Source organism: Hymenobacter wooponensis (genome assembly GCF_004745865.1).
Classification (GTDB): domain Bacteria; phylum Bacteroidota; class Bacteroidia; order Cytophagales; family Hymenobacteraceae; genus Hymenobacter; species Hymenobacter wooponensis.
Map to the genome: position 1 here is coordinate 805524 of NZ_SRKZ01000004.1, position 23603 is coordinate 829126.

The following is a 23603-nucleotide window of genomic DNA, read 5'->3' on the forward strand; positions in this document are numbered from 1 at the left end:
ACTCGCAACTGACCATTCATGACTTCTCCTATCCAAGCGGGCCTACTGGCCTACGGCATGTCGGGCCGCATTTTTCACGCCCCTTTCCTGGCTGCTCACCCCGGCTTTCAGCTGCGGGCCGTGGCAGAACGCAGCCGCAAGCTCGCCGCAGCCGACTACCCCGATATCATTAGCTACGATTCAGTAGACGAACTACTTCAGGACTCTGAGCTGGATCTGATTGTCGTCAACACCCCGAACTACTCGCATTTTGACCTGGCCAAACAAGCCTTGGCAGCCGGCAAGCATGTGCTGATTGAGAAGCCCGTGGGCACTACCGCCGCGCAGATATCGGAGCTGTTTGCCCTGGCCCGCGAGCGGAATCTGCAGGTGTTCGGCTACCAAAACCGGCGCTGGGACAGCGACTTTCAGGCCGTGCGCGAAGTAGTAGAAAGCGGGCAGCTAGGCCAGTTGATTGAAGCGCACCTGCACTTCGACCGCTACAAGCCAGCCATTCACACTAAAGTGTTCAAGGAAGAGCCCACCACGCCCGGCGCTGGCCTGAGCTTTGACCTGGGCCCACACGTGCTGGATCAGGCCCTGAGCTTGTTTGGGCAGCCCGCGAAGGTAGAGAGAACCCTGGGCAGCTACCGGCCCCACTCCCAGGTCAACGACTATTTCCACTACCACCTCTCCTACCCCAGCGGCCTGCACGTGTTTGTGTCGGGCAGCCTGCTCGTGGCCGACCCCGGCCCGGCCTACGTGCTGCACGGCACCCAGGGCAGCTTCCGCCAGCACCGCACCGATGTGCAGGAGGCTCAGCTCGACCAGAAACTTCCCCTCTCTGATGCCGCGTATGGCCAAGACGCCCCCGGCACGGGCGGCGTGCTTACGGTGGTAAAGCCCGACGGGGAAAAATCCAGTACCACTGTTACCACGCCCCGGGGCAATTACATGGGCCTGTTTGAAGCCATGTATCAATCACTGACGAATGGAGCGCCTTTCCCGGTGCGCGAGGAAGAGCTTTTCTGGCAGCTACAGATTATTGAGCAATAAGCCGGGTGGGCGGCGGGCCTGGCTCGCCGCCCACTTGCGTGCTTGCGCTAGCAAAACTACAGGGCACGAAATCCTCCTATCTTTGTTGTAACACTATACGCGGTTTGCTGACCAGGACAACAAGGTCAGCCATCTATCATTTTAACTCGCTGAACCTTGACGTTTCACGAATTCAATCTCCACGACGACCTACTCGCCGGCGTGGACGCCATGAACTATCAGAATGCCACGCCCATTCAGGAGCAGGCCATTCCTAAAATTCTCGAAGGCAAAGACCTCATCGCCTGCGCTCAAACGGGCACCGGCAAAACGGCCGCTTACTTGCTGCCCCTGATCGACAAGATTTCTCACGCCAAACACGGCACTACCAGCACCCTCATTCTGGTGCCCACGCGCGAGCTGGCCACCCAGATTGACGAGCAGGTAACCGGTTTCGGCTACTTCGTAGAAGCCAGCAGCATTGCCATTTATGGTGGTGGCAAAAGCGAAGGCTGGGAACAACAGAAGCGCGCCCTCACTGGTGGCGCCGATATTATCATTGCTACGCCCGGTCGCCTCATTGCCCACATGCAAATGGGCTACGTGAAGTTCGACCAGCTGAAATACCTGGTGCTGGATGAGGCTGATAAGATGATGGACATGGGCTTCTCCGACGATATCCTGAATATCGTGCGGCAGCTGCCCAAGCAGCGCCAGACGCTGTTGTTCTCGGCCACCATGCCCAACAAAATCCGGGAGTTCTCGCGGCAGATTCTCAGCGAGCCCGACGAAATTCGCCTGGCCGTTTCGAAGCCCGCCGCGGGTATCGACCAGCAATTCTACATGGCTTTCGACCGCCAGAAGATTTACCTGCTGGAGCACATCATCAAAACGCAGGAAGTGCAGAGCATGGTGCTGTTTACAAGCCAGAAAGCAGCCGTAGGCGGTATTGTGCGGGCCATCAACAAGCTGGGATACGAGGCCAAAGGCATTTCCTCGGACCGCACGCAGGAAGAGCGCGAGCAAATCATGCGCGAGTTCAAGAACAAGCAGTTCCCCATTCTGGTGGCTACCGATGTACTAAGCCGCGGCATCGACATCGACAGCCTCTCGCACGTGGTGAACTACGACATCCCGCGCGCCGCCGAGGACTACGTGCACCGCATTGGCCGCACGGCCCGCGCCGCTACCAAAGGCACCGCCATCACCTTCATCTCCGACCAGGACCAGGACCGCGTGGTGAAGATTGAGCAGCTGATTGAGCGCGAGTTGGAGAAGAAGAACATCACCGAAGAGCTAGGCCTAGGCGAAGCTCCGGAGTTTGACCCCAAACGCTTTGCTGGCCTACGCGGTAAAGTAGGCGGCCGCCCAGAGCGTGGCGGTCGTTCGGGTGGCTCAGGCGGCGGTAACCGCGACCGTGGTCCGCGCCCCGAAGGTGGTGGCCGCGGCGGCCGTGATGGCAACCGCCCAGCCCGCGCCGGTGCCCCCGACCCCAAAGACCCCAAGCACCAGGAGCGGATTGCCAAAGCGCAAGCTGCCCTAGCCGCCCTCGATGCCGGCCAAGCCCCAGCAGTGCCTTACCAGCGCCCCCCGCGCGAAGACCGCCCCGAAGGTAGCGAGAGCCGCCCCCGCCGGGAGCCCCGCGCCCAACGGCCGGAAGGTGAAGCTAGGCCATCCCGTGAGCCGCGGGCCCCTCGCCCACCCCGCGCCGAAGGTGAAGCCGCCGAGCCACGAGCAGAAGGCGAAAAGCGCGAAGGCCAGCGCCGCCGCAAGCGCGGTGGCCGCGGCCGTGGCCCCCGTCCCGAGGGCTCGGCTCCGGCTGCAGAAGCCACCGCTTCCGCTCCCAGCGCAGAGTAATCCCTGGCACTAGTAAAAGCCCTCACTACGGTTCGTAGTGAGGGCTTTTTGTTTAGTGGCCTAGCGACGAGTACGGTATATTCAGGAACCGTGCTTGTCACTAGTCCTGGGGCTTTTCACTCGTTGTTTATTGAGTTAAAGAGACGCCGGCATGTCCTGACGGAATGTCGGCGTACAGCCCCTCAACTATTAGATCTTTGACTATGGCGGCTCCCGTTTTAGCGCCATGGGCAACTGCTACGGCTACTTGTCGCATGGGCGTAGTGGTATCGCCGGCGGCGTACAAGCCAGGTACGCCAGTATCACCAAACTCCGTGGCCTTAATATGTCCGGTTTCAGTTAGGGTGCACCCAAGCTGTTCATGGAAATTACCAGCCAAACGCATGGGGAAACGGGCAAACATGGCATCGAGGAAGTGCTGTTGGCCCTCAGTAGTCCGGACAGCGGTTAAGTAACCTCCGGTGTGCTCCAGCTCCGCAACAGGAGTTTCAACTACTGGCACCTGATGTTGCGCGATAATGGCCTGCTGCTCAGGAGTGAAATCAGCCGGGCCATTCGTGAATATAGTCAGCCGCTCGCTCCAGTTTCGGATAAGCGTCACCAGCTCGGCCGCCGTTGCGCCGTTAGCCAGTAGGCCTACCCGCTGCCCCCGCACCTCATAGCCGTGGCAGAACGGGCAGTGCAGCACCGATATTCCCCAGCACTCCGCTACACCCGGTATTAGCGCCATTTCATCAACTACTCCGGTAGCCAGTAAAAGCTTCCGCGAAGAGAAGGTCTCGCCTGAATGCGTTTGGACTCGAAACCCACCTTCGACAGGTTCGGTGCTAATTACCGTGTCGGTGAGGAAGGAAACGGTGGGGTATTGGGCCACCTGCTCCCGTGCTATAGCTGCAATAGCCGCCGGAGTCTCGCCATCCCGAGTTAGGTAACTATGGGAGTGCGGCGTTTGCCGATTACACGGACGTTGATTATCTATGACCAAAACTTGGCGCATCGAGCGCCCCAGGAGCATGGCCGCACTTAATCCAGCGTAGCTACCTCCTACTATTACGGCATCAAGCTTATTCATAGCAGTTTACAAAAATGCAACTTTGTTTCATTAACAAAAGTAGCACAAGCAAACATTACGTGCAACATTGTTTCATTTTATAGCTTCCGTAAAAGAAAACCAGCCTGTAGCTGGGTTTCTTTTTGGCAGTTCGCATACTACACTGCAAGACGATTAACTGCTCTGACGCTTTGATAGCGTTGTACATAGTCCACTACGATAGAAACACGCCAAGTCTATTTCTTGGCCTGTACAGTTGCGTGGGCTACTAAATAGGACGGCAGGTTTCGCACTGACTCATTCAGCGCAAGTATGTTGTTCCGCTGTTGTGCTTTGTCTGGTAGGTGCTGATTGTAATTGAGGAACAAGTAGTACGCTAGTAGTCTATTGAATGTATCAAGCGTTGGGTCAGCAACCGTTGATAATAAGCGCTGTTCTATTTCTCGGGGCTGCTGAGTTTCAGCCAATGCTCGTCCAACTCTATTTACCGTTCCGAAGTAGTGGTTATTACTAGGGTTATCAATCCGCAGACTTATCCCTAACAGCAAGTCAGGCACATTGATGTCCAGCTCTTCCAACTCCCGCAAGTAGGTCTGGCGCTTTTCCCAGGCGTAGCTGCCATCTGAATCTCGCTCAAACCGGTCGTTCATAATATCGAGATGAGCCCGCAGGAAGGTTTCCCAATTCACTGCTTCGGCCGACAGCTGCGCAATACCTAGGGCGTGCCGCCGGGGGCTGTCGTCCATGCTGCAGCTACCTACTACTCGGCGGCTCCTTTTGAGCAGCAGAGCTCTTGCGGGCGAGTAATAACGAGCTACGTATTCCTCAAACTCATCCGACGTATTACCCAGGGTGGCGTCATCAGTAGCAGCTTTTACTAACAGTTCCCGGAAGCGTGGGGTCTTGGCTAAAGCATCTACTTTCGGGATTCGCAGTGAATCCCATTCGCGATATGCCAGCCACTGCGCTCTTAGCTCCTCCTGGCCAGTCTTGTTTTTGTACTCATCAGATGGGTAATTGGTCTGCTGATGCACAAACTCCAAGAGGGCAGCTTGGCTTGCCGTTGCCTTTTGAGGCATTCGTACGCCAGTGCGCTTTGCGGTCTGCAGATAAATCTGCGCCGTAGTGTCCACGAGGCAATCGGCATACTGCACTAGCATGGCATACGACTTTGCTAATGGCTTACAAGCAAGTCCCTCCGGAAAATAGAACGCCTCCACATAGGGTTTAGGGTAGCCCCGCTTCTCATATTCCACAATCCACTTCTCAGAAGCCAACGCACTAGCCGAGGCATGCCCGTCCGCGGAAAGCGTATAGTCGCCGCGCCCGTTCAGCGGAATGCTGCGGTATTCAGTTGATAAATGCGGCTTGTCTCCGTACTCGTCCTGTTCGTGAGTGGCGACTACCAGCAGCCCGAGTTCTTGCTTAGCGCCTGGATACTGGCGTAGAAAATTCTCCACGGTAGTGCCGGACTTTAGCAGTTTGGCGGCAGCAGCCAAGTCTCCCTGCTCCAACCGAACATAAGTGGCCTGCCCCTGCCACTTGCTCTGATATACCCGCGACAAATCACAGACCTTGTGGCGCAGGTTCAGCGAATCTACTATTCGCTGCAGCCGGCTCATGGTGCGCGGCGAATAGAGCAAGCCGTTGGTTGTGAGACCAAATTCGCCGGCTTGCGCAGAGGCAGTAGCTGGCGTAGTTGACTGGGCGTGACAAGCAGTTAGCCCAATCCATACACACGAAATAAGTATCCAGATTCTCATAACATACTGCGGCGCAATTCCGGGCCGCGAACGGGCTATGGTTGAATAGTTCAACGATGCCAGTTTTGCCCATTTTGCACACGAATGCTCAGAAAAAACTTCTGAGCCGCAGTATCTTATCTACAGCACCTGTCCTAACCCAAACAGCAGCGTAAACACCAGCGTGGTAAGGGCCATTTGCTTCAGCAGCGGGTCAAGCTGCATAGAGTCCTGGCGCTGCCACACGGAAATGGCGTTGCGGAATAACAGCGGAGCCGCGAGTACAAACAGCCACTGCCAGGGCGAGTGGTAAGTGAGGGCCACATACACCACGGCGCAACCAAAGCCCAGCAAGAGCAGCAGCCAGTGGTAGCGGCGGGCCCGCACCGGCCCTAAACGTACTGGAATCGTGATTTTACCGGCCAATTCATCGGAGCGGATGTCGCGGATGTTGTTCACGTTGAGTACGGCCGTAGCAAAGCAGCCCAGCGCGGCGGCAGGCAACAATACCGGCAGCGGCAGCGCCTCCGTCCAGGTGGGCACTTGGCTGTAGGCTTGTAGGAAGTAGGTACCGCACACGCCCACCATCCCGAAGAAGATAAACACCGATAAGTCGCCGAGGCCTGCGTAGCCGTAGGGCTTGGAGCCAGCGGTGTAATTAACCGCAGCCCAAATAGCCGACAGGCCTAGCACGAAGAACGCCGTGAAAATCCAGGCCCCGGCCGTGCCCAGCGCCACCCAGAGCAGCGCTAGGCCACTCACAAGCGACAATAGCCCAAACACGCCCATGCCTTTCTTCATCTGCTGAGGCGAGATGGCACCGCTCTGTACGGCTCGTTGCGGCCCTTCGCGGTGCACACTATCGGCGCCGTTTTGGGAGTCGCCGTAGTCGTTGGCGAGGTTACTCAGAATCTGCAGCAGAATGGTGGTAAGAGCCGCTAGGCCTACCACTGCGCCGCGGAACTGCCCGTGGCTGGCAGCCAAAAAGCCCCCGGCCATAATGCTGGCTAGCGCCAGCGGCAGCGTGCGAGGGCGGAAGGCCGAAAGCCAAGCTTTGGCGGGACTAATGGGGGCAGCGGGGGTGGCAGCAGAAGAAGCCATTGCGGTAAAATATAACGGTCGTGCTGTGGGGTGTCGGCTCGCTGAATCAACCGCAGGCTGGCCTCTCTAGGCCAGTTGGGCGGCATGTGATGAGCTACTTTGCCGAGCGCAGCATGCTTGTATGGTGTATTAACTACTGGAAATTTGGACCGAAGGCTATAATCCGTTCGGCAGAAAGTTCTGAGAAGTGGCGTATCACTAGATTGGCGTGGCTCAGGTCCTGCATAGGCGAGTGCTCACTGTCGTAGCCAATGCAATAGAGGCCGGCTGCTTTGGCCGCCGTGACGCCATTGGCAGAATCTTCGATGACCACGCATTCCGTTTTAGGTGCTTTCGACCGGGAAGCGGCAAACTCGAAAATGGCCGGATCGGGCTTAGAGCGGGGGAAATCCTCGCCACTGATGAGGTCCGTGAAATACGGGCCAATGCCAAACCGCCGCATCACCCGGTCAATAGTAGAATTGGAGGCCGACGACGCCAGGATAATTTGCACGCTGTGCTGGTGCAAGTCCTCCAGCAAGGCCCGTACGCCATCGTGCAAATCCAGATCGGGCTTTTCATCGAAAGCGCGGTTGAAAAACTCGCGCTTGCTCATCACTAGCTCCTCCACCGAAGGCGCCAGGCCGTACTTATCTTTCAGATACTGGTATACGTTTTTGGTTGAGCGGCCCGTAAACGTGGTGTACTCATCATCGGGCACCTGAATCCCGAGCTCATCAAAGTGCCGGAAGTAGGCGTAGCGGTGCACGGGCTCGGTGTCGACAATGACGCCATCCATGTCGAAAATAACGGTGCGAATCATGCGGGGTGTGGTCTGTTGGGGCGAAGGTAGAGAAACCTACCGCTTCGCCTACTACGAAAAAGAGCAGCCTGCGCCTTCCGCGCCGAAGGCACTACGGAACGCACAGGCTGCCACTAAAATCGGTTGAAACTATTTCAGGATAGCCGCCACCAGTTCGTCGCTCATGGGCGTGACTTTCGACGGATAGAAAGCTACTACGTGGCCCTGCTCATCAACCAGGTACTTGCAGAAGTTCCAGGTAGGCGCATCTCCTACCGCTCCGTTCTTCGACTTATCAGCCAGAAACTTGTAGAGCGGGGCCGTATCGTCGCCCTTCACCGAGACCTTGCTGAACAGCGGAAAGGTCACGCCGTAATTCTTCTCGCAGAAAGTGGCAATCTGCGCTTCCGTGCCGGGCTCCTGTCCGCCGAAGTTGTTGGCTGGGAAACCCAGCACTGTCACCTTATCCCCGTGCTTCTTGTAGAGCTCCTCCAGTTCCTTGTACTGCGGGGTATAGCCGCATTCCGAAGCCGTATTCACGATGAGCAGCTTCTTGCCCTTATACTGGCTCAACTTCACGTCTTTGCCATCAATGGATTTTACGGTGAAGTCGTAGACGGTGCCGGCAGCGGCGGGAGCAGTGGTTTCAGTCATGGCAGGAGCAGAGTTTTGGTGGTAAAACGACAGGCCACTGGCTAGCAGCGCACCTATGAGTACAAAGGCTTTCATGGGACAAGGTTGAAGGGAGTTGTCAGTGACAAACCGAGGAGTATAACCAAAGTTTGAGGTTAAATACGGCTTGTTCTACAAGGTCATGCTGAGCGAAGTTAAAGCACCTTATGTGCTGACGCCAGCACCGTGTAGAGACGCATACTTGCGTCTCCTCGTTGAACGATAGCGCCCTAACAACTGGCCTAGAACACTAGCAGTCGCACGGAGCGAGGTAAATAACATCAGCTCACGCCCAGACGCGAATACGCGTCTCTACTCGTGATGCGACACCAGCATGCAAAATGCATCGACTCTGCTCAGCATGACGTTCCAGGTATCTTAGTGGCCTACGTGGTGCGCGGCGTCAGCCACTTTTCCAGCGCTATTGGCTGATAGGCCAGCATTTCTTCAATCAGGCCTTTGGGGTCGGGGTTACTCAGAAGCTGCTGGCGGTTTTCGCGGCGCAGCAGGCCTTCCTCCACCATGTGGTCGAGGGCGCGGAGCAGGTGGTCGTAGAAGCCAGCCACGCCAAGTACACCGATGGGCTTTTTGTGCAGACCTAGCTGGCCCCAGGTCAGCACTTCAAATAGTTCTTCCAGCGTACCAAAGCCACCGGGCATAGCTACGAAGCCTTCGGCCAGGTCGGCCATCAGCAGCTTACGCTCGTGCATGCTTTTTACAATGTGCAGCTCCGTTACGCCCCGGTGCTCTACTTCTTTGGCCACCAGAAAGTCCGGAATTACCCCGATAACCTTGCCGCCGTGCGCCAGCACGCTGTCGGCCACAGCGCCCATGAGGCCTACGCGGCCCCCACCGTACACCAGCGTCATGCCACGCTCAGCTAGCACGCGGCCCATTTCCTGGGCTTGATGGGCATATACTTCATTGTTTCCGGCACTAGAGCCGCAATACACTGCTACGCTTTTCATTATGAGTATGTGAGTTGAAGACAAAAGAAAAACAGCAGCAACGCCACACGCTGGCGTTGCTGCTGAATACTGTAACTAATAGCGCAACTGGCTCTAGCCAATTACATGCGCTCGGGCACCTGAATGCCCAAAAGGCCCATGCTAGCCTTAATGGTCTGCGCTGTTTGGGCCGATAGTGCCACCCGAAATGCTTTCTTGGCCGCATCCGGCTCGATGAAGATTGGTACCTCGGTGTAGAAGCGGTTGTAGGCCCGAGCAATGTCGTAGGCGTACTGCGCCACTACGGCCGGCGACTGCGTAGTGGCAGCCTCGGCTACAACAGCCGCGTAACGGCCCAGTTCCTGAATCATCTCCCGCTCGGTGGCATGAATCTCGCCTAGGCCAGTCAGGCTGGAATCGGCGGCTACGCCCTGCTCAGCAGCTTTGCGCAGGATGCTGGAAATCCGGGCGTGCGAGTACTGGATGAATGGGCCCGTATGGCCTTCCAGGCTCACCGACTCTTCGGGGTTGAAGAGCATGCGCTTCTTGGGGTCCACTTTCAGCAGGTAGTACTTCAGGGCGCCCAGGCCTAGCATGTGGTACAGCTCAGCCGCTTGCTCGTCAGTTAGGCCTTCGGTTTTGCCTTTCTCCAGGGTGGCGGCTTTGGCGGCTTCCACCACTTCGCGCACCAGCTCGTCGGCGTCTACCACGGTGCCTTCGCGCGACTTCATCTTGCCGGAGGGCAGGTCTACCATGCCGTAGCTGAGGTGGTAAATGGCATCGGCGTAGGGCTTGCCCAGTTTCTTGAGCACCGCCTTCAGCACTTGCATGTGGTAGTTCTGCTCGTCGGCAATTACGTACACCGAAAGGTCGTAGTGGAAGTCCTGGAACTTCAGCTCGGCCGTGCCCAGGTCCTGGGTGATGTACACGGAGGTGCCATCGGCGCGCAGCAGTAGCTTTTCGTCGAGGCCTTCTTCCTTAAGGTCAACCCACACTGAGCCGTCTTCCTTCTTGAAGAACACGCCCTTCTGCAGGCCTTCTTCTACCCGCTCCTTGCCCAGCAGGTAGGTACCCGACTCGTAGTAGTACTTGTCGAAATCAACGCCGATGTTCTGGTAGGTTTCGTCGAAGCCCTCGTACACCCAGCCATTCATCTGCTTCCAGAGGCCTACTACTTCCTCGTCGCCGGCTTCCCAGGCGCGGAGCATGTCCTGAGCTTCCAGCATCATGGGGGCCTGGCGCTTGGCGACGTCGGGCAGTACACCTTCGGCTTCGAGCTGCTTTACCTGCTCGCGGTAGTGCTTCTCAAACAACACATAGTACTTACCAGCCAGATGGTCACCTTTGATGCCGGCGCTCTGCGGAGTTTCGCCGTGGCCGTATTGCTGGTAGGCCAGCATCGACTTACAGATGTGAATACCCCGGTCGTTGACGAGGTTCGCCTTCGTGACGGTGGCACCAGTCGCTTTCAGAATCTCGGCCACTGAGTAGCCGAGGAAGTTGTTGCGCAAGTGGCCTAGGTGCAGAGGCTTGTTGGTGTTTGGCGAAGAATACTCCACCACCACGTTTTGGGGGCCGCCGGTTTCTACTGGCGCGCCGACGGGCTGCTGGCGTAGCTGCTCAAACACCTCCAGCCAAGCCGTATCGGCAATTTCCAGGTTCAGGAAGCCTTTTACCACATTGTAGCCCGACACCAGCGGCTCATTGGCCACCAGCCAGTCGCCGATGCCCTGCCCGATTTGCTCGGGGCCTTTGCCGATGGCCTTAGTGAAGGGGAACGTCACGAGCGTAAACTGGCCCGCGAATTCTTTGCGCGTGGGCTGCAGCGCCAGCTGGGGCGAAGCCACCTCCACGTCGAATACATGTTTAATAGCGGCCCCGAGGGCAGCTTTGAGGGTTTGTTGGAGTTGTTGCACGGATACGAAAGCGATACGCTTAGTAAGAAGCCGAATAGTCGACTTCAGGAAGATGAAAATTTGGAGACCAAACCACGGATGCAGCGTAAACCCCGGATAGGCCTAGCGGTTACTTTACCTGTAGTTGCAGGTTTCACGGCAGCTGGCCTACCCTGGCTTACGCTAGAGTCGTCGTTGATTTCGGGTCCAAAGAGTCGGCTTCATAGGGAGTTGATGCGGCTACCGCTCCGGGCTTCCGCTGTTACAAAGGTAGAAACCCCGGCCGGATGCCTCTCGAAAAAGTTCGGCAACGCTGGTAAGCCTTTGCGTAGGCCTATCCGTACTAGCACGAGGACGGCGGCTTTACCTACTATTTTTAGCGGCAGCTTCGTTGCTTTCCCTGCTCACTACTCCTCGCCGTTTTAACGGCAATAAGTACCTTGCGCCTACCGCATGAACATTCATCTTCAGGAAATTCTCGACAACCCGCTGGCTGCCTTGGCCATTGTGGGCAACCTGGTTATAATCGAAAGCCTGCTCTCCGTGGACAACGCGGCCGTGCTGGCCACCATGGTTTCTGACCTGCCCAAAGAGCAACGCCACAAAGCTCTGCGCTTCGGTATCATTGGCGCCTATGTGTTCCGAGGCTTGTGTATTCTGTTTGCCTCGTTCCTGATTCAGTTCTGGTTTCTGAAACCTTTGGGCGGTTTCTACCTGCTTTACCTGGCCTACGACCACTTCGCCAACAAGCAGAAAAGCTCCGACGAAGACGCCGTTGACAAGCAGCAAAGCTGGCTCTATCGCAGCACGCTAGGCCTGTTAGGTCCGTTCTGGGCCACCGTGGCGCTGATTGAGCTCATGGACCTGGCCTTCTCCATCGACAACGTGTTTGCCGTGGTAGCCTTCACCGACAACCTGATCCTGATTTGCGCCGGCGTATTCATTGGTATTCTGGCCATGCGACTGGTGGCGCAGGGTTTTGTGCTACTCATGGCTAAGTATCCGTTCTTGGAAACGGCCGCTTTCATCGTTATTGGCCTGCTCGGGCTCAAGCTGCTACTTTCCTTGTTCGAACACTTCCTACCCAATCATCCCTTCACCGAATTCCTGAGCAGCGAGGCCGCCGATGTAGGCCTGACGGTGCTAACAGTAGCCGTTTTCGCCGTGCCACTGCTTACCTCCTGGCTGTTTGGGGTACCCTATCACCAGCGCAGCCGCTAGGCCACTACTCTGCAAAAACGAAGCCCCTACCGCCGGTAGGGGCTTCATGCTTTAGCGGCTAACTATTTCCTCCATCCGCAACCGGTTTTGGATGGCGTCGGTGGCGGCTTCTAGAATGTCGAAGGCGTTGGTGGCCATGGTGTTTTCCTGATCGAGAGTAGGGTTAATTTCTACCATCTCGAAGCACACTACCCGGTCATTGTCCAGTAGGGCTCGGCAGAGGCTAATGGCTTCTTCTACGTTCAGGCCATCGACTACGGGCGTGCCGGTACCTTTGCTGAAACGCGAATCCAGGGAATCAACGTCGAAGGAGATGTAGACCATGTCGCAGAAGCGCAGCCGCTCATAAATCTCGCGGGCCACTTGGCGGGTACCTTTTGCCTTTACTTCGTCGAGCTTATAGTTCTTGATGCCCAGGCGCTCAATAATCTCGTCTTCCTCCTGCTCTGTGTCGCGCACCACCACATAGACGAGGTGCTCACCAGTGACTTTGGGGCCGGGCTCGCCCAGGTTCTTGAGCTTGCGCCAGAAGAACTCCGTTTCGGGCTCTACGTAATTGCGCTGGCACTCCAGGTTATCATCGCCCAAGGATATGGCGATGGGCATGCCGTGCATGTTGCCGGAGGGGGTGGTGTACGGGGAGTGAATATCGGCGTGCGCATCTATCCAGACTACGCCCAGCGTCTTGTGCGGATAGGTGGCCTTAATGCCCGCAATAGTTGCGGAGGCGTTGCTATGGTCGCCGGCCAATACCAGGGGGAACTCCCCGAAGCGTAATGTTTGTTCTACGGCGCTGGCAATACCTTTCTGCACCGTGTAAATAGAATCAATGTGCTTGGCCTTCGGAAAATGGTTTTTCTCGAAGAGCACGTGGTTCAGATCAGGCACATGTACTGAGTTGAACCGTCGGAAGTAATCGGACCCTTTATTGAGGCAGGCCACTTTGAGGGCATCCACGCCCAAACTGGCACCACGGGTTCCGGCCCCCAGTTCGGAGCGGACTTCCACTAGCTTAATGCGTCGCATATTACATTGGCAGAAAAGAGGTTAAGGTGGTTTTAATGCTTGCCGATTGAGAGGCCTAGCGCCCCTCAGGCTTGACGCGCCCGGACCTTCCGGCGCAACCAACGAACAAAGCACAACCAAAACCCCCGCGAGGGGGTATCTTTGCGGGTCCTAAGTTCGCAAAAAGGCCGCAGACAGTCCAGTTATCTCACTCTCTTTCCGTTGCACATTTCGAACAACGTAGGCCAGTAAACTGATTTACTGCGTACTGCCTTCTTCATGTGCCTCTGACAACTCCCCCCTGAATGGATACTTATCACGACCTGATTTCCCAAACCTTCGACTTTCCTACCCAGGAGTTCCAAGTGGAGCAGAATGAGCTCCGCTTCCACGACATCGACCTGATGGCTTTGGTGGAGAAACATGGCACTCCCCTTCGCCTCACTTACCTGCCCAAAATCAGCAGCCAGATTCAGCGCGCCAAGGAGTGGTTCCGGGTGGGCATCGAGAAAATTGGCTACCAGGGCAAGTACTCGTACGCTTACTGCACCAAGGCTTCTCACTTCAGCTTTGTGGTAGAAGAGGCCCTGAAGAACAATGTCCATATCGAAACCTCCTCGTGGTTTGATATGAGCATCATCCGAGCCATGCACGCCAAAGGCAAGGTGAGCAAGGACACATTCATCATCTGCAACGGCTTTAAGCCCGAGGAATACAAGTACGAAATCACGCGCCTCATCAACGATGGCTTCGTGAACTGTATGCCTATTCTGGACTCGCCCAATGAAGTGGAGTACTACCACGACAATGTGCGGGAGAAGTGCAACGTGGGTATGCGTCTGGCTTCCGATGAAGAGCCGCGCTTCCAGTTCTACACCTCACGCCTGGGCATCCGCTATGCCGACGCTATTCCGCTCTATGAGCAGAAGATCAAGAACGATCCGCGCTTCGAGCTCACGATGCTGCACTACTTCATCAACACCGGTATTAAGGACACGTCCTACTACTGGTCGGAGCTGAGCCGCTTTGTGCACCAGTACTGCGCGCTGCGCAAGGTGTGCCCCACGCTGAAGACCATCGACATCGGGGGTGGCCTACCCATCCAGACCAGCATCCAGAAGGAGTACGATTACCAGTATATGGTGGAGGAAGTGCTGCGCACCATCCAGCGTATCTGCCAGGAGGAGGGCGTGCCGGAGCCAGACATCTTCACGGAGTTTGGCATTTTCACCGTCGGTGAATCGGGCGCTACCATCTACTCGATTCTGGACGAGAAGCTTCAGAACGACAAAGAGTTGTGGTACATGATTGACGGCTCGTTCATTACGAACCTCCCCGATACCTGGGCCCTGAACCAGCGCTTCATCATGCTGGCGCTGAATGGCTGGAACAAGCAGTACAAGAAAATCCAGCTGGGCGGCCTCACCTGCGACTCTCAGGACTACTACAACGCCGAGAAGCACATCTACCAAGTGTTCTTGCCCGAGCGCAAGCCTGCCAAAGACGATAAGCCGCTGTACGTGGGCTTCTTCCACACCGGCGCCTACCAGGAAAGCCTCTCTGGCTACGGCGGAATCAAGCACTGCCTGATTCCAGCCCCTAAAATGGTGATTCTGGACCGCGACGAGAATGGCAACCTCACCGACCGGGTGTTTGCGGAAGAACAAAGCAGCGACTCGATGATGCGTATTCTAGGATATAGCAACTAAGAAGTTTGATGACAGCCAAGCCCCGTATGATGTCGTTTTAGCGGCGCATACGGGGCTTTTGCTTGCACTAGGCCACCTTCAGCTAAAACTGTAAAAAACCAACTTGGACGCACCCCGTTGTTCGTCTACCTTTACTCCTCTGAAACCGGTCGTCTCTACTATTTATCATCACATGAAAAAAGTTTTACTCCTGGCTTGCATGGCCACTCTTAGCCTAGGTGCTTGCAACAAAAAGTCACAGTGCCCTGCTTACTCCGGCACTAAGGATGCCTCGCGCCTCTCCTTTCCCATCACGGCCAGCACCGAATCTTCTACCACGCCGCGCCAGTAATTTTGCACATTTTCCTGTGCACTTAGCCTCTCCCGCTACAGCAGGAGAGGCTTTTTTCTTTTAGAAAGAAACTTATTCCGAATACAATTAATTGTACTGAGTGAACGTTCTACCCGTGAACTAATTCTCTTCAAGAGGCATAGAACCTGTGTTGGCCTCTTATTAATTGTATTAAAACATGAAAAAACTGCTTCTACTCGCAGTCGTTGGTGGTGTAACGCTTGGCTCATGCCGCACGAAGTGCCCCGCTTACTCTAGCACCAAGCCTGCCACGCAAACCGCAACCACCGCAATGGCTAGCAACGCTGCGGCCTCAGAACGTCAGTAGTTCACGTCAACAAACCAGCGCGCCCGCCTTTGTCTCCGGACAATAGGCGGGCGCGGTCGTTACCAGTACCCAAGGATGCTGCCCGAGTAGCTACGCTGGATTTAGAACTGTACCGAGAATTAACTCCGTGGCGGCTGGCAGATCTGCTACCCGCGGCTGATACTCGACCGTTTCAGAGTGGCCTACAAGTATGCCGCGCACGCCTGCTTTAGCGCCAGCCTGTATATCGCGGTGCCGGTCGCCAATCATCCAGCACTGCGCGGGGTCTAGGTTGAAGCGAGCTATAGCTTTTTCCAACATCAGTGAGTCGGGTTTTCTTGACAAGGACTCCGTTACGCTGGGATGCGAGGAGGCAAAGTACAGGGCATCAATAACGCCGCCGCAGGCGCACTGCAGCTTCTCATGGCAGGCCTGCACTTCCGCTGCCGAGTAGAGGCCCTTGGCAATACCGGCTTGGTTGGTTACTACAACCAGGGTATAGCCGGCCTGCTTCAAGCGCGCCAGGCTCTCTGGTACGCCAGGCAGCACCACAAACTTATCTGGCTCCCACACATACGTCCCAATTTCTTCGTTCAGTACGCCGTCCCGGTCCAGGAATACGGCTTTGTTGCGGGGCACACTAGCTAAATCAACAGGTTTCATTGACCCAAAGCTACAAGGTTGAGCGTTTTGCGGACGGATGAAGCCTAAGCCGCATGTAGCAAGCCCGCTTATCTGGCCTAGGCCACCCTGCCGCTGGCATTACTACCGTACCTTTGCAGTCAGCATCTTTCGCAATTCCTGTACTCATGACCATAGCCATCATCGGCGGGGGCATTTCGGGCCTCACGTTGGCCTGGCACCTGCAAAAAGCCGGAGCCTACTACGACTTATTCGAAGCAGCTCCTAGGCCAGGTGGCACCGTACGCACGGAGCAGCAGGGAGACTACCTGCTGGAAACCGGCCCTAACTCTTTGCAGCTAAGCCCTGAGTTGGAGGAATTGCTGCAGGCGCTAGGCCTGTCCGATCAGATTCAGGATGCGGCCGCCGTGAGCCAGAACCGCTACGTGCTGCGGGGCGGCCAGTACCGGCAGTTGCCCGCTTCCCCCCCGAAGCTGCTCACGGGTAAGTTTTTCAGCTTGAAAGCGAAGTGGAACCTGGTGCAGGAATTGCGGCGCCCGGCCCTCCCACCCGACCCCACGGAAACGCTGGCGAGCTTTTTCCGCCGCCGCTTCGGCTCCGAGGTGGTAGAGTACGCTCTTAACCCATTCATTTCGGGCATTTACGCTGGCGACCCGGAGAAACTCCTGCTCCACAAAACCTTTCCGCAGCTCGCGGCCCTAGAGCAAGAACACGGCTCCGTTATCCGGGGGCTCATGAAAAATAAGAGTGGCGCAGGACGGCGACGCATTTTCACGCTCAAAAATGGCATCCAAACCCTCACCGACAAGCTAGCCAGCCGGCTGGGCCGCGCCCACTTCAACCAAGCCGTTACTTCGCTGCAACGCCTCCCCGATGATGGTCGTTGGGCCCTGGAAACCACCGCTGGCCCCGCTCCCCGCCTCTACGACCATGTGGTGCTGGCGTTACCAGCTTATACCGCGGCGGAATTGCTGCGCCCCGAGTTTCCGGAAGCTGCCGAAGCTCTAGGCCAGGTCTACTATCCACCCATGACGGCTATTTACTCAGCCTACCACCGTGCGGCCGTGCAGCACCCCCTGGATGGCTTCGGAGCCCTCCACCCCAAAGTGGAGCAGCCCTACGCCGCCGGCAGCGTCTGGACGAGCTCCATCTTCCCGAACCGCGTGCCGGCGGGGCAAGTGTTGTTTACCACCTTCGTGGGCGGTAGTCAGTACGAAACGCAGGCGCGGGAGCCGGAAGCTACCCAAAAAGCGGCCGTGCATGAAGAGCTGAGCCGGTTCTACGGCATCAAGGAAGCTCCGGTGTGGCAGTACCGCTTCTACTGGGAGCGGGCAATTCCGCAGTTTGATGCCCGAATCGTGCCAGCCCACGCCGCTATGGATGCGCTGGCGCCTCTAGGCCTGCATGCCACCGCTAACTGGCGGGCGGGCGTGGGTGTGCCCGATTGCGTACGCCACGCCAAAGCCCTAGCTCAGCAGCTTTTCCCGCCCCTTAGCTAGCTACCAACTTCAATTACCTAGGCCGGATTAAGAAAAGTTGATTTTAGTGACCCGGGTGAACATATAGGCAGTAAGCTGTGGTTATATCAGTAGGAAATAATATTTTCCCACGTGCAATTTACGGTAGCTAGTAGGTGTCTATCCGCTTACTATTTCAGCCTAATCCTATCTAACAGGTTCTGGTTTAGTGCACACCTGATTCTGCCAATTCAGCACGCTGATCTTCCCCTCCCACCAGCCTACTAACAAGTCGGCCAAGCCGCTTACCTTTGACTAATGAATGACGGGCTTGTCCTCATCCCCACCTATAACGAGCGCGAAAATGCGGAGCTAATTATCCGCAAGGTTTTCTCGTTGCCCAAAGCTTTCGATATACTTATCATCGATGACGGCTCGCCGGATGGTACCGCCGACATTGTGCGTGGCCTGCAGCCTGAGTTTGAGGGCCGTCTGTTTATAGAGGAGCGCAAAGGCAAACTAGGCCTAGGTACCGCTTACATTCATGGCTTTCGTTGGGCCCTGTCGCACGGCTATGAGTACGTGTTTGAGATGGACGCCGACTTCTCCCACAACCCCGACGATCTGGTTCGCCTCTATGACGCCTGCGCCTACCAGGGCTACGATCTGGCTATTGGCTCACGCTACATTCAGGGTGTGAACGTGGTGAACTGGCCCATGGACCGGGTGCTGATGTCGTGGTTTGCCTCAGCTTACGTGCGTTTTATCACGGGCATGCCCATTATGGACGCTACCGCGGGCTTCAAGTGCTACACGGCCCGCGTACTACGCACTATTCCCCTCGACCGCATTCATTTTGTGGGCTACGCCTTCCAGATTGAGATGAAGTGGCTGGCCTACAAATTTGGCTTCCGCATCAAGGAGGTGCCTATCATCTTCACCGACCGCACCCGGGGTACCTCGAAAATGAGCAAGGGTATTGTGCAGGAAGCTTTTTTGGGTGTTATCCGCATGAAAGTTAGCAGCTGGTTCCGGCCCTTCAACCGGAAAGAAGAATCGCTGGCTCCAATATCTACTTCCTCAGTAGCCTCCGCAACCCCGGCTCCCGAATCCCGGTAAGCAGTAGTGGGGAACGGCGGCGCTTAAAAGTAGCGCCTAGCACGTACCTTACGCCTGCACATGGATAACACACCTCTGTTCTGGCTTGCCTTCAACGTCTTCGTATTGGCGTTGTTACTGCTTGATTTGCTGGTCTTCAACCGAAAAGCCCACGTTGTGCGTATGCGCGAGGCTTTGGGTTGGAGTGCCTTCTGGATCGTGCTTTCGCTCTCCTTCAACTATCTGGTTTACCGCTGGCTGGGTAAACAGGCAGCCATGGAGTTCCTCACGGGCTACCTAATTGAGAAGTCGCTGAGCGTTGATAACCTTTTCGTATTCCTGCTCATCTTCACCTATTTTAAGGTTCCGCAGCAATACCAGCATAAGATTTTGTTTTGGGGAATCATTGGGGCGCTTATCCTGCGTGCGGCCTTTATCCTGATTGGGGCGGCTTTGCTGGCCAAGTTTCAGTTTCTGCTCTATGTGCTTGGCGCTTTCTTGGTGTATACGGGCGTGAAGATGGCTACTAGCGCCGGTGAGCCCGAAATAGACCCTGATAGCAACCCAGTTGTTAAGTTTCTGAGCCGCCACCTGCCCATTACTAGCCGCCTGCACGAGGGTCGTTTTTTCGTGCGCAAAGACGGCCTGCGGTTTGCGACGCCCCTATTTGTGGTGCTGGTGATGGTGGAAACCACCGACGTGGTATTCGCCGCCGACTCTATTCCAGCCATCTTAGCCGTGTCGCGCGACACGTTTATTGTGTACACCAGCAACGTGTTTGCGTTGTTAGGCCTACGAGCCTTGTACTTTGCGCTAGAAGGCCTGATGCGTCTTTTCCACTACCTGCATTACGGCCTCTCCCTCATTCTGATATTCATTGGGGGCAAGCTCCTGTTTCAGGAGATTTACCACATCCCCATGGGTATTTCCTTGGGAGTAGTAGGCTTCATTCTGTCAATGTCCGTTGTCCTGTCTCTCCTCTTACCCAAGAAAGACGTAAAGCCCGTTTCTACTACCGCAGATCAACAAGAGTAGCAACGCACTGCTGTAAAACACAAGCGCCCGTTGCCTGCTGCAACGGGCGCTTTCGCGTGTTAGGGGTTAGGGCGAGTAGGTGGTGTGGCCGGCGCTTCCTGATTAACTCCTGCATCAGAAGCGGGCTGGCCGCCTAGTAGGTCAATCAGGTTGAGGGGCTCATACTGCGATGAGTCGGCGGCCACCACCGTACGGGCGGTATCGGGGCGGGCTACAAAGCCCATAGCTCGTAGGCCACGTCCCCGGAAGTTTACGTACGTGTCGAGGCTCTCGTATTCCCCTTGGGAGATGTAGCCTTTTCGCGCCATTAATTGGGCAATCAACCGGTGGAAGTAGCGGGCACTGCTGCGCATATCTCCGTACTGGTTGAAGTTGTTGCGGAAGTATTTAGGCCGCGGAATAATGCTGGCTAAGTATAGGCTTTCGGAAAGGCTCAGGTTAGCAGGCTGTTTGTCGAAGTAAAACTCAGCCGCCTCATGCACCCCGTAAATCTTCGGGCCCCATTCAATAATGTTCAGGTACACCTCCAGCATTCGCTCCTTTGAAGCGAGGCGCGTGTTCTCAATAATCCACACAATCAACGCTTCTTCCACCTTCCGTACGATGGTTTTCTTACGGGTCAGGAACACGTTTTTCACCAACTGCATGGAGATAGTACTGCCCCCCCGGGCAAAGCGCCGCTCCTTGATATTCTGAATAGCTGATTTAACGAAGGCCTTCTCCATAAACCCGCGGTGCGTCATAAAGCGCGGGTCCTCGGCCGTCATGATGGCTGCCTTTAGGTAGTCCGATACGCGGTTGTAAGGCGTGAACTCAGGGTTTGCAGGGCCCACCAGAAAGGTTTTCACTGAATCCCCCTTATCGTTGTAAGCGGTATAAGGGAACTGCTCGTTGAGTTTATTTAGGTTCTCACGGCCAAAGCGCGTCACGCGGAACTTAGTCGCCTGCAGCCCCGAGTTAAACTTGAGGCTGTCGAGGTTATTCATGTCCAGGTCGGCAGTCAGACGATACTTGAGCGTGCCTTCAGCCTGTGTGCCTTCCAACGTCTCAAACATACCTTCAGGCAGAGAGGCGAAGAAATCGTTAGCCGCCGTTTCGCCCGATTCTACATTCAGCTTCACCTGTAGGCCTGCCATCATCTGATTGCGGTTGGTGAGGCCATTAATCTCCTTGCCAATAACGCGCTGCGGCACCGGCAACCGGCGCACAGATAGCACCGGAAAGAACTCCATTTTATTGAGCAGTACCCGCGTGCCCTTATCTAAGGCGAAAGATGCCTGGCCTAGCCGAGTCACAAAATCAATACCGCCGCGCGGGAAACGCACGTCGCTATCCGACAACTTCGGGTGATTCACGATGAAGTTGGTAGCGGAGGCTGTGCCTTTCACCGTCAGCTCATCATCCTTCAGGTTTTTTTCCGTCAGGCTTACCCGGATGGTGTCAAACTGCACGCGGGCACCATACTTCCGCTGCACATAGGGCAGTACCACCGGGCGCTTATTTAAGGCAAAGATGCGGGCGTCAACCTGGTAGTCGCTCGCGTCAATTCGGCCCTGTACGCCTACATGGTTTACCACCGAGTCTACCACAGCGGTGAGCTGACCTTTAATGTCGCCATCCTCAATAGAAAGCTGGGGCATAGTCAGCGTAGCGCGGTGGAGAGGGCTGCGGTAGGTAACTAAGAAATTACGGAAATCAGCTTCGACAGGCACGTTATCAAATGCAGCCTCAAGCACCTGATTGGCTAGCAGGCCATAATTCGTGCCTTTGGTTGTATCGCGCGGCACCACAGGCTGCCCTTTCCGTTTCTTATAGAGGAAAGAGTAGTTATCAGTGGTGGCTGTTTTGTGTGCCGTCAGCTGGGCATCATCAATTTCTAGATTGCTGAATACTGGCCTACCCGCAAAAAGACTGCGCACGCTCAGGGAAGCACTGACGGTTTTAGCCCGTAGCAGGGTATCAGTTGGCTGGGCCGAGGGTACCAGGTTCACGCCCTCCAATTGCACAGTATTCAGGTCAGTGAAGCGGGCGGGGCCCAGCGTTAGCACAACTGGGAACTTGCGCTCAACCTTCTGTTTCACTTGCTGCAAGGCAAAATTGAGCAGTTGCTGGCGTTTGAGCAGGAAAATACCGAGGCCAATGGCGAGCAGCACTACAAGAATGCCGAGGCCAATGCCGATTTTACGTTTAGTTGCTGGAGTCACGCGAACAGTCAGGGAGGAAAGTAAGTTGCGGCCGGTTCTACCAGATTCGTGCCGAACCCACCACCACTCGAGATACAAAGGTAACGAAAAAGCCCTGTGCCGGTTCTGGCCCTACGGCCGACCTTTCGTTACCTTTGGCCCGCTCTGGTTCAACTTCCTTCTTCGCATGTCTTCAGCTGCCGAATACGCCGTTCTTTCTCCGCTCACCGCAGTATCGCCCTTAGATGGCCGTTACCGCCGCCAAACTACTCCTCTGGCCCCGTATTTCTCGGAACTGGCCCTGATTCGCTACCGCGTTTTGATAGAAGTGGAGTACTTCATCGCACTCTGCGAGCTACCTCTGCCCCAGCTGGGCGGTGTCGACTCGGAGCTGTTTCCCGCTTTGCGTAGCCTCTACACAGAGTTTTCAGTGGCCGATGCGGAGGCGATAAAAGCCCATGAGCGAGTTACGAATCACGATGTGAAAGCCGTAGAATACTTTCTGCGCGACAAGTTCACGGCGCTTGGCCTAGGCCAGTACCTGGAGTTTATCCACTTCGGCCTCACTTCCCAAGACATCAACAACACGGCTATTCCGCTGAGCCTCCAGCATGCGCTTATTCATACGCTGCTGCCAGCTTACGCCATTGTGCGCAACCAGCTAGCCACCCGCGCCAACGACTGGGCCGCCGTGCCCATGCTGGCGCGTACCCACGGCCAGCCGGCCTCTCCTACCCGCTTGGGCAAGGAAGTGCAAGTGTTTGTGGCCCGCCTCGATGCGCAAGTGGAGCTGCTAGGCCAGGTGCCCTTCGGCGCCAAATTCGGCGGGGCTACTGGCAATTTCAATGCCCACCACGTGGCCTACCCTGGTACCGACTGGCACCAGTTTGCGCAGCAGTTTGTGGAAGGCCGCCTGGGTCTCAAGCGTAGCCACCCCACCACCCAAATCGAGCACTACGACCATCTGGCCGCCTTGTGCGATGGGCTGAAGCGCCTCAATACCATTCTGATTGATCTGGCCCGCGACGTGTGGCAGTACATTTCCATGGGCTACTTCCGCCAGACCATTAAGGCTGGAGAAGTGGGCTCGTCGGCTATGCCGCACAAGGTAAACCCCATCGACTTCGAAAACGCGGAGGGCAACTTGGGCATTGCCAATGCCGTGCTCGAACACCTGTCCGCTAAGCTGCCTATCTCCCGCCTCCAGCGTGACCTCACCGACTCTACGGTGCTCCGTAACCTGGGCGTGCCGCTAGGCCACACCCTCATTGCCCTCGCTTCGCTGCAGCGTGGCCTAGACAAGTTGGCCCTCGATGAAGAAGCACTCCGCCGCGACCTGGAGGCCAATTGGCCCGTAGTAGCTGAAGCCATCCAGACCATTCTGCGCCGCGAAAATTACCCCGATCCGTACAACGCGCTCAAGGCACTTACCCGCACCCACGGCCCCGTGACGCAGGCAACTATCAGCGAGTTTATTGACACGCTGGAGGTAAGCGAGGCGGTAAAAGGTGAGCTGCGGGCTATTTCGCCCACTAGCTACGTAGGCATGTAACGT

At 56.1% G+C, this 23603-nt stretch carries 19 protein-coding genes; 9 read left to right on the forward strand and 10 right to left on the reverse strand.

Features of this window, described 5'->3' with window-relative positions:
* The first annotated feature begins 18 nt into the window (after positions 1-18).
* Both EU557_RS17045 and EU557_RS17050 read left to right on the forward strand, forming a co-directional pair.
* On the forward strand, positions 19-1035 hold the full coding sequence (locus EU557_RS17045; protein WP_135531659.1) for a Gfo/Idh/MocA family oxidoreductase: 1017 nt from the start codon (positions 19-21) through the stop codon (positions 1033-1035).
* Between the two features lie 156 nt (positions 1036-1191).
* The gene (locus EU557_RS17050) at positions 1192-2871 is read left to right on the forward strand and encodes a DEAD/DEAH box helicase (RefSeq protein ID WP_342588252.1); all 1680 of its coding nucleotides are present in this window, start codon (positions 1192-1194) and stop codon (positions 2869-2871) included.
* A 127-nt stretch (positions 2872-2998) separates the two neighbouring features.
* Here EU557_RS17050 and EU557_RS17055 read toward each other — a convergent pair whose 3' ends face one another.
* The 7 genes from EU557_RS17055 to argS form a co-directional block, all read right to left on the reverse strand.
* On the reverse strand, positions 2999-3943 hold the full coding sequence (locus EU557_RS17055; protein ID WP_135531660.1) for an NAD(P)/FAD-dependent oxidoreductase: 945 nt from the start codon (positions 3941-3943) through the stop codon (positions 2999-3001).
* 215 nt (positions 3944-4158) lie between these two features.
* Complete coding sequence (locus EU557_RS17060) at positions 4159-5685, reverse strand: hypothetical protein (RefSeq protein ID WP_135531661.1); 1527 nt, start codon at positions 5683-5685, stop codon at positions 4159-4161.
* A 120-nt stretch (positions 5686-5805) separates the two neighbouring features.
* On the reverse strand, positions 5806-6765 hold the full coding sequence (locus tag EU557_RS17065) for a 1,4-dihydroxy-2-naphthoate polyprenyltransferase (protein WP_135531662.1): 960 nt from the start codon (positions 6763-6765) through the stop codon (positions 5806-5808).
* Between the two features lie 133 nt (positions 6766-6898).
* Positions 6899-7567 carry an HAD family hydrolase gene (locus EU557_RS17070; protein WP_135531663.1) on the reverse strand — a complete coding sequence of 223 codons (669 nt, stop codon included), beginning with the start codon at positions 7565-7567 and terminating at the stop codon, positions 6899-6901.
* Between the two features lie 129 nt (positions 7568-7696).
* Entirely contained in the window at positions 7697-8275 is a 579-nt protein-coding gene (locus EU557_RS17075) for a glutathione peroxidase (RefSeq protein ID WP_135531664.1), read from the reverse strand.
* A gap of 329 nt (positions 8276-8604) precedes the next feature.
* Positions 8605-9186, reverse strand: coding sequence for an LOG family protein (locus EU557_RS17080; RefSeq protein ID WP_135531665.1), 582 nt, complete (start codon positions 9184-9186; stop codon positions 8605-8607).
* 101 nt (positions 9187-9287) lie between these two features.
* Positions 9288-11081, reverse strand: coding sequence for an arginine--tRNA ligase (argS, locus tag EU557_RS17085; protein WP_135531666.1), 1794 nt, complete (start codon positions 11079-11081; stop codon positions 9288-9290).
* Between the two features lie 432 nt (positions 11082-11513).
* Here argS and EU557_RS17090 point away from each other — a divergent pair, with 432 nt between their 5' ends.
* Entirely contained in the window at positions 11514-12281 is a 768-nt protein-coding gene (locus EU557_RS17090; protein WP_135531667.1) for a TerC family protein, read from the forward strand.
* A 51-nt stretch (positions 12282-12332) separates the two neighbouring features.
* Here the strand turns inward: EU557_RS17090 and EU557_RS17095 are convergent, their stop codons facing one another.
* Complete coding sequence (locus EU557_RS17095; RefSeq protein ID WP_135531668.1) at positions 12333-13307, reverse strand: arginase; 975 nt, start codon at positions 13305-13307, stop codon at positions 12333-12335.
* A gap of 284 nt (positions 13308-13591) precedes the next feature.
* Between EU557_RS17095 and EU557_RS17100 the strand changes: the two genes are divergently transcribed.
* Entirely contained in the window at positions 13592-14995 is a 1404-nt protein-coding gene (locus EU557_RS17100; protein WP_135531669.1) for a type III PLP-dependent enzyme domain-containing protein, read from the forward strand.
* Between the two features lie 172 nt (positions 14996-15167).
* Positions 15168-15326, forward strand: coding sequence for a hypothetical protein (locus tag EU557_RS25550; RefSeq protein WP_167855248.1), 159 nt, complete (start codon positions 15168-15170; stop codon positions 15324-15326).
* A gap of 418 nt (positions 15327-15744) precedes the next feature.
* Here EU557_RS25550 and EU557_RS17105 read toward each other — a convergent pair whose 3' ends face one another.
* A complete protein-coding gene (locus EU557_RS17105) occupies positions 15745-16296 on the reverse strand; it encodes a D-glycero-alpha-D-manno-heptose-1,7-bisphosphate 7-phosphatase (protein WP_135531670.1) in 552 nt (183 codons plus the stop codon).
* Positions 16297-16442: 146 nt separating this feature from the next.
* Here EU557_RS17105 and hemG point away from each other — a divergent pair, with 146 nt between their 5' ends.
* The 3 genes from hemG (at position 16443) to EU557_RS17120 (ending at position 19865) form a co-directional block, all read left to right on the forward strand.
* Positions 16443-17774 (forward strand): protoporphyrinogen oxidase, encoded by a 1332-nt coding sequence (gene hemG / locus EU557_RS17110; protein WP_135531671.1) that lies wholly within the window; start codon positions 16443-16445, stop codon positions 17772-17774.
* A gap of 276 nt (positions 17775-18050) precedes the next feature.
* Positions 18051-18851 carry a polyprenol monophosphomannose synthase gene (locus tag EU557_RS17115; protein WP_135531672.1) on the forward strand — a complete coding sequence of 267 codons (801 nt, stop codon included), beginning with the start codon at positions 18051-18053 and terminating at the stop codon, positions 18849-18851.
* Positions 18852-18911: 60 nt separating this feature from the next.
* Positions 18912-19865: a TerC family protein gene (locus EU557_RS17120; RefSeq protein ID WP_135531673.1), complete on the forward strand. Its 954-nt coding sequence runs from the start codon at positions 18912-18914 to the stop codon at positions 19863-19865.
* A 59-nt stretch (positions 19866-19924) separates the two neighbouring features.
* Here the strand turns inward: EU557_RS17120 and EU557_RS17125 are convergent, their stop codons facing one another.
* Positions 19925-22069: a biosynthetic peptidoglycan transglycosylase gene (locus tag EU557_RS17125; RefSeq protein ID WP_135531674.1), complete on the reverse strand. Its 2145-nt coding sequence runs from the start codon at positions 22067-22069 to the stop codon at positions 19925-19927.
* Positions 22070-22235: 166 nt separating this feature from the next.
* Between EU557_RS17125 and purB the strand changes: the two genes are divergently transcribed.
* Positions 22236-23600 carry an adenylosuccinate lyase gene (gene purB, locus EU557_RS17130; protein ID WP_135531675.1) on the forward strand — a complete coding sequence of 455 codons (1365 nt, stop codon included), beginning with the start codon at positions 22236-22238 and terminating at the stop codon, positions 23598-23600.
* Positions 23601-23603: the final 3 nt, after the last annotated feature.

Bases quoted from the DNA above. Each gene is read 5' to 3' on its own strand.
- EU557_RS17100 (WP_135531669.1), top strand. From the start codon at position 13,592: ATGGATACTTATCACGACCTGATTTCCCAAACCTTCGACTTTCCTACC.
- EU557_RS17065 (WP_135531662.1), bottom strand. From the start codon at position 6,765: ATGGCTTCTTCTGCTGCCACCCCCGCTGCCCCCATTAGTCCCGCCAAA.
- EU557_RS17105 (WP_135531670.1), bottom strand. From the start codon at position 16,296: ATGAAACCTGTTGATTTAGCTAGTGTGCCCCGCAACAAAGCCGTATTC.
- EU557_RS17060 (WP_135531661.1), bottom strand. From the start codon at position 5,685: ATGAGAATCTGGATACTTATTTCGTGTGTATGGATTGGGCTAACTGCT.
- hemG (WP_135531671.1), top strand. From the start codon at position 16,443: ATGACCATAGCCATCATCGGCGGGGGCATTTCGGGCCTCACGTTGGCC.
- EU557_RS17115 (WP_135531672.1), top strand. From the start codon at position 18,051: ATGAATGACGGGCTTGTCCTCATCCCCACCTATAACGAGCGCGAAAAT.
- purB (WP_135531675.1), top strand. From the start codon at position 22,236: ATGTCTTCAGCTGCCGAATACGCCGTTCTTTCTCCGCTCACCGCAGTA.
- EU557_RS17075 (WP_135531664.1), bottom strand. From the start codon at position 8,275: ATGAAAGCCTTTGTACTCATAGGTGCGCTGCTAGCCAGTGGCCTGTCG.
- EU557_RS17090 (WP_135531667.1), top strand. From the start codon at position 11,514: ATGAACATTCATCTTCAGGAAATTCTCGACAACCCGCTGGCTGCCTTG.
- EU557_RS17095 (WP_135531668.1), bottom strand. From the start codon at position 13,307: ATGCGACGCATTAAGCTAGTGGAAGTCCGCTCCGAACTGGGGGCCGGA.
- EU557_RS25550 (WP_167855248.1), top strand. From the start codon at position 15,168: ATGAAAAAAGTTTTACTCCTGGCTTGCATGGCCACTCTTAGCCTAGGT.
- EU557_RS17070 (WP_135531663.1), bottom strand. From the start codon at position 7,567: ATGATTCGCACCGTTATTTTCGACATGGATGGCGTCATTGTCGACACC.
- EU557_RS17045 (WP_135531659.1), top strand. From the start codon at position 19: ATGACTTCTCCTATCCAAGCGGGCCTACTGGCCTACGGCATGTCGGGC.
- EU557_RS17080 (WP_135531665.1), bottom strand. From the start codon at position 9,186: ATGAAAAGCGTAGCAGTGTATTGCGGCTCTAGTGCCGGAAACAATGAA.
- EU557_RS17120 (WP_135531673.1), top strand. From the start codon at position 18,912: ATGGATAACACACCTCTGTTCTGGCTTGCCTTCAACGTCTTCGTATTG.
- EU557_RS17055 (WP_135531660.1), bottom strand. From the start codon at position 3,943: ATGAATAAGCTTGATGCCGTAATAGTAGGAGGTAGCTACGCTGGATTA.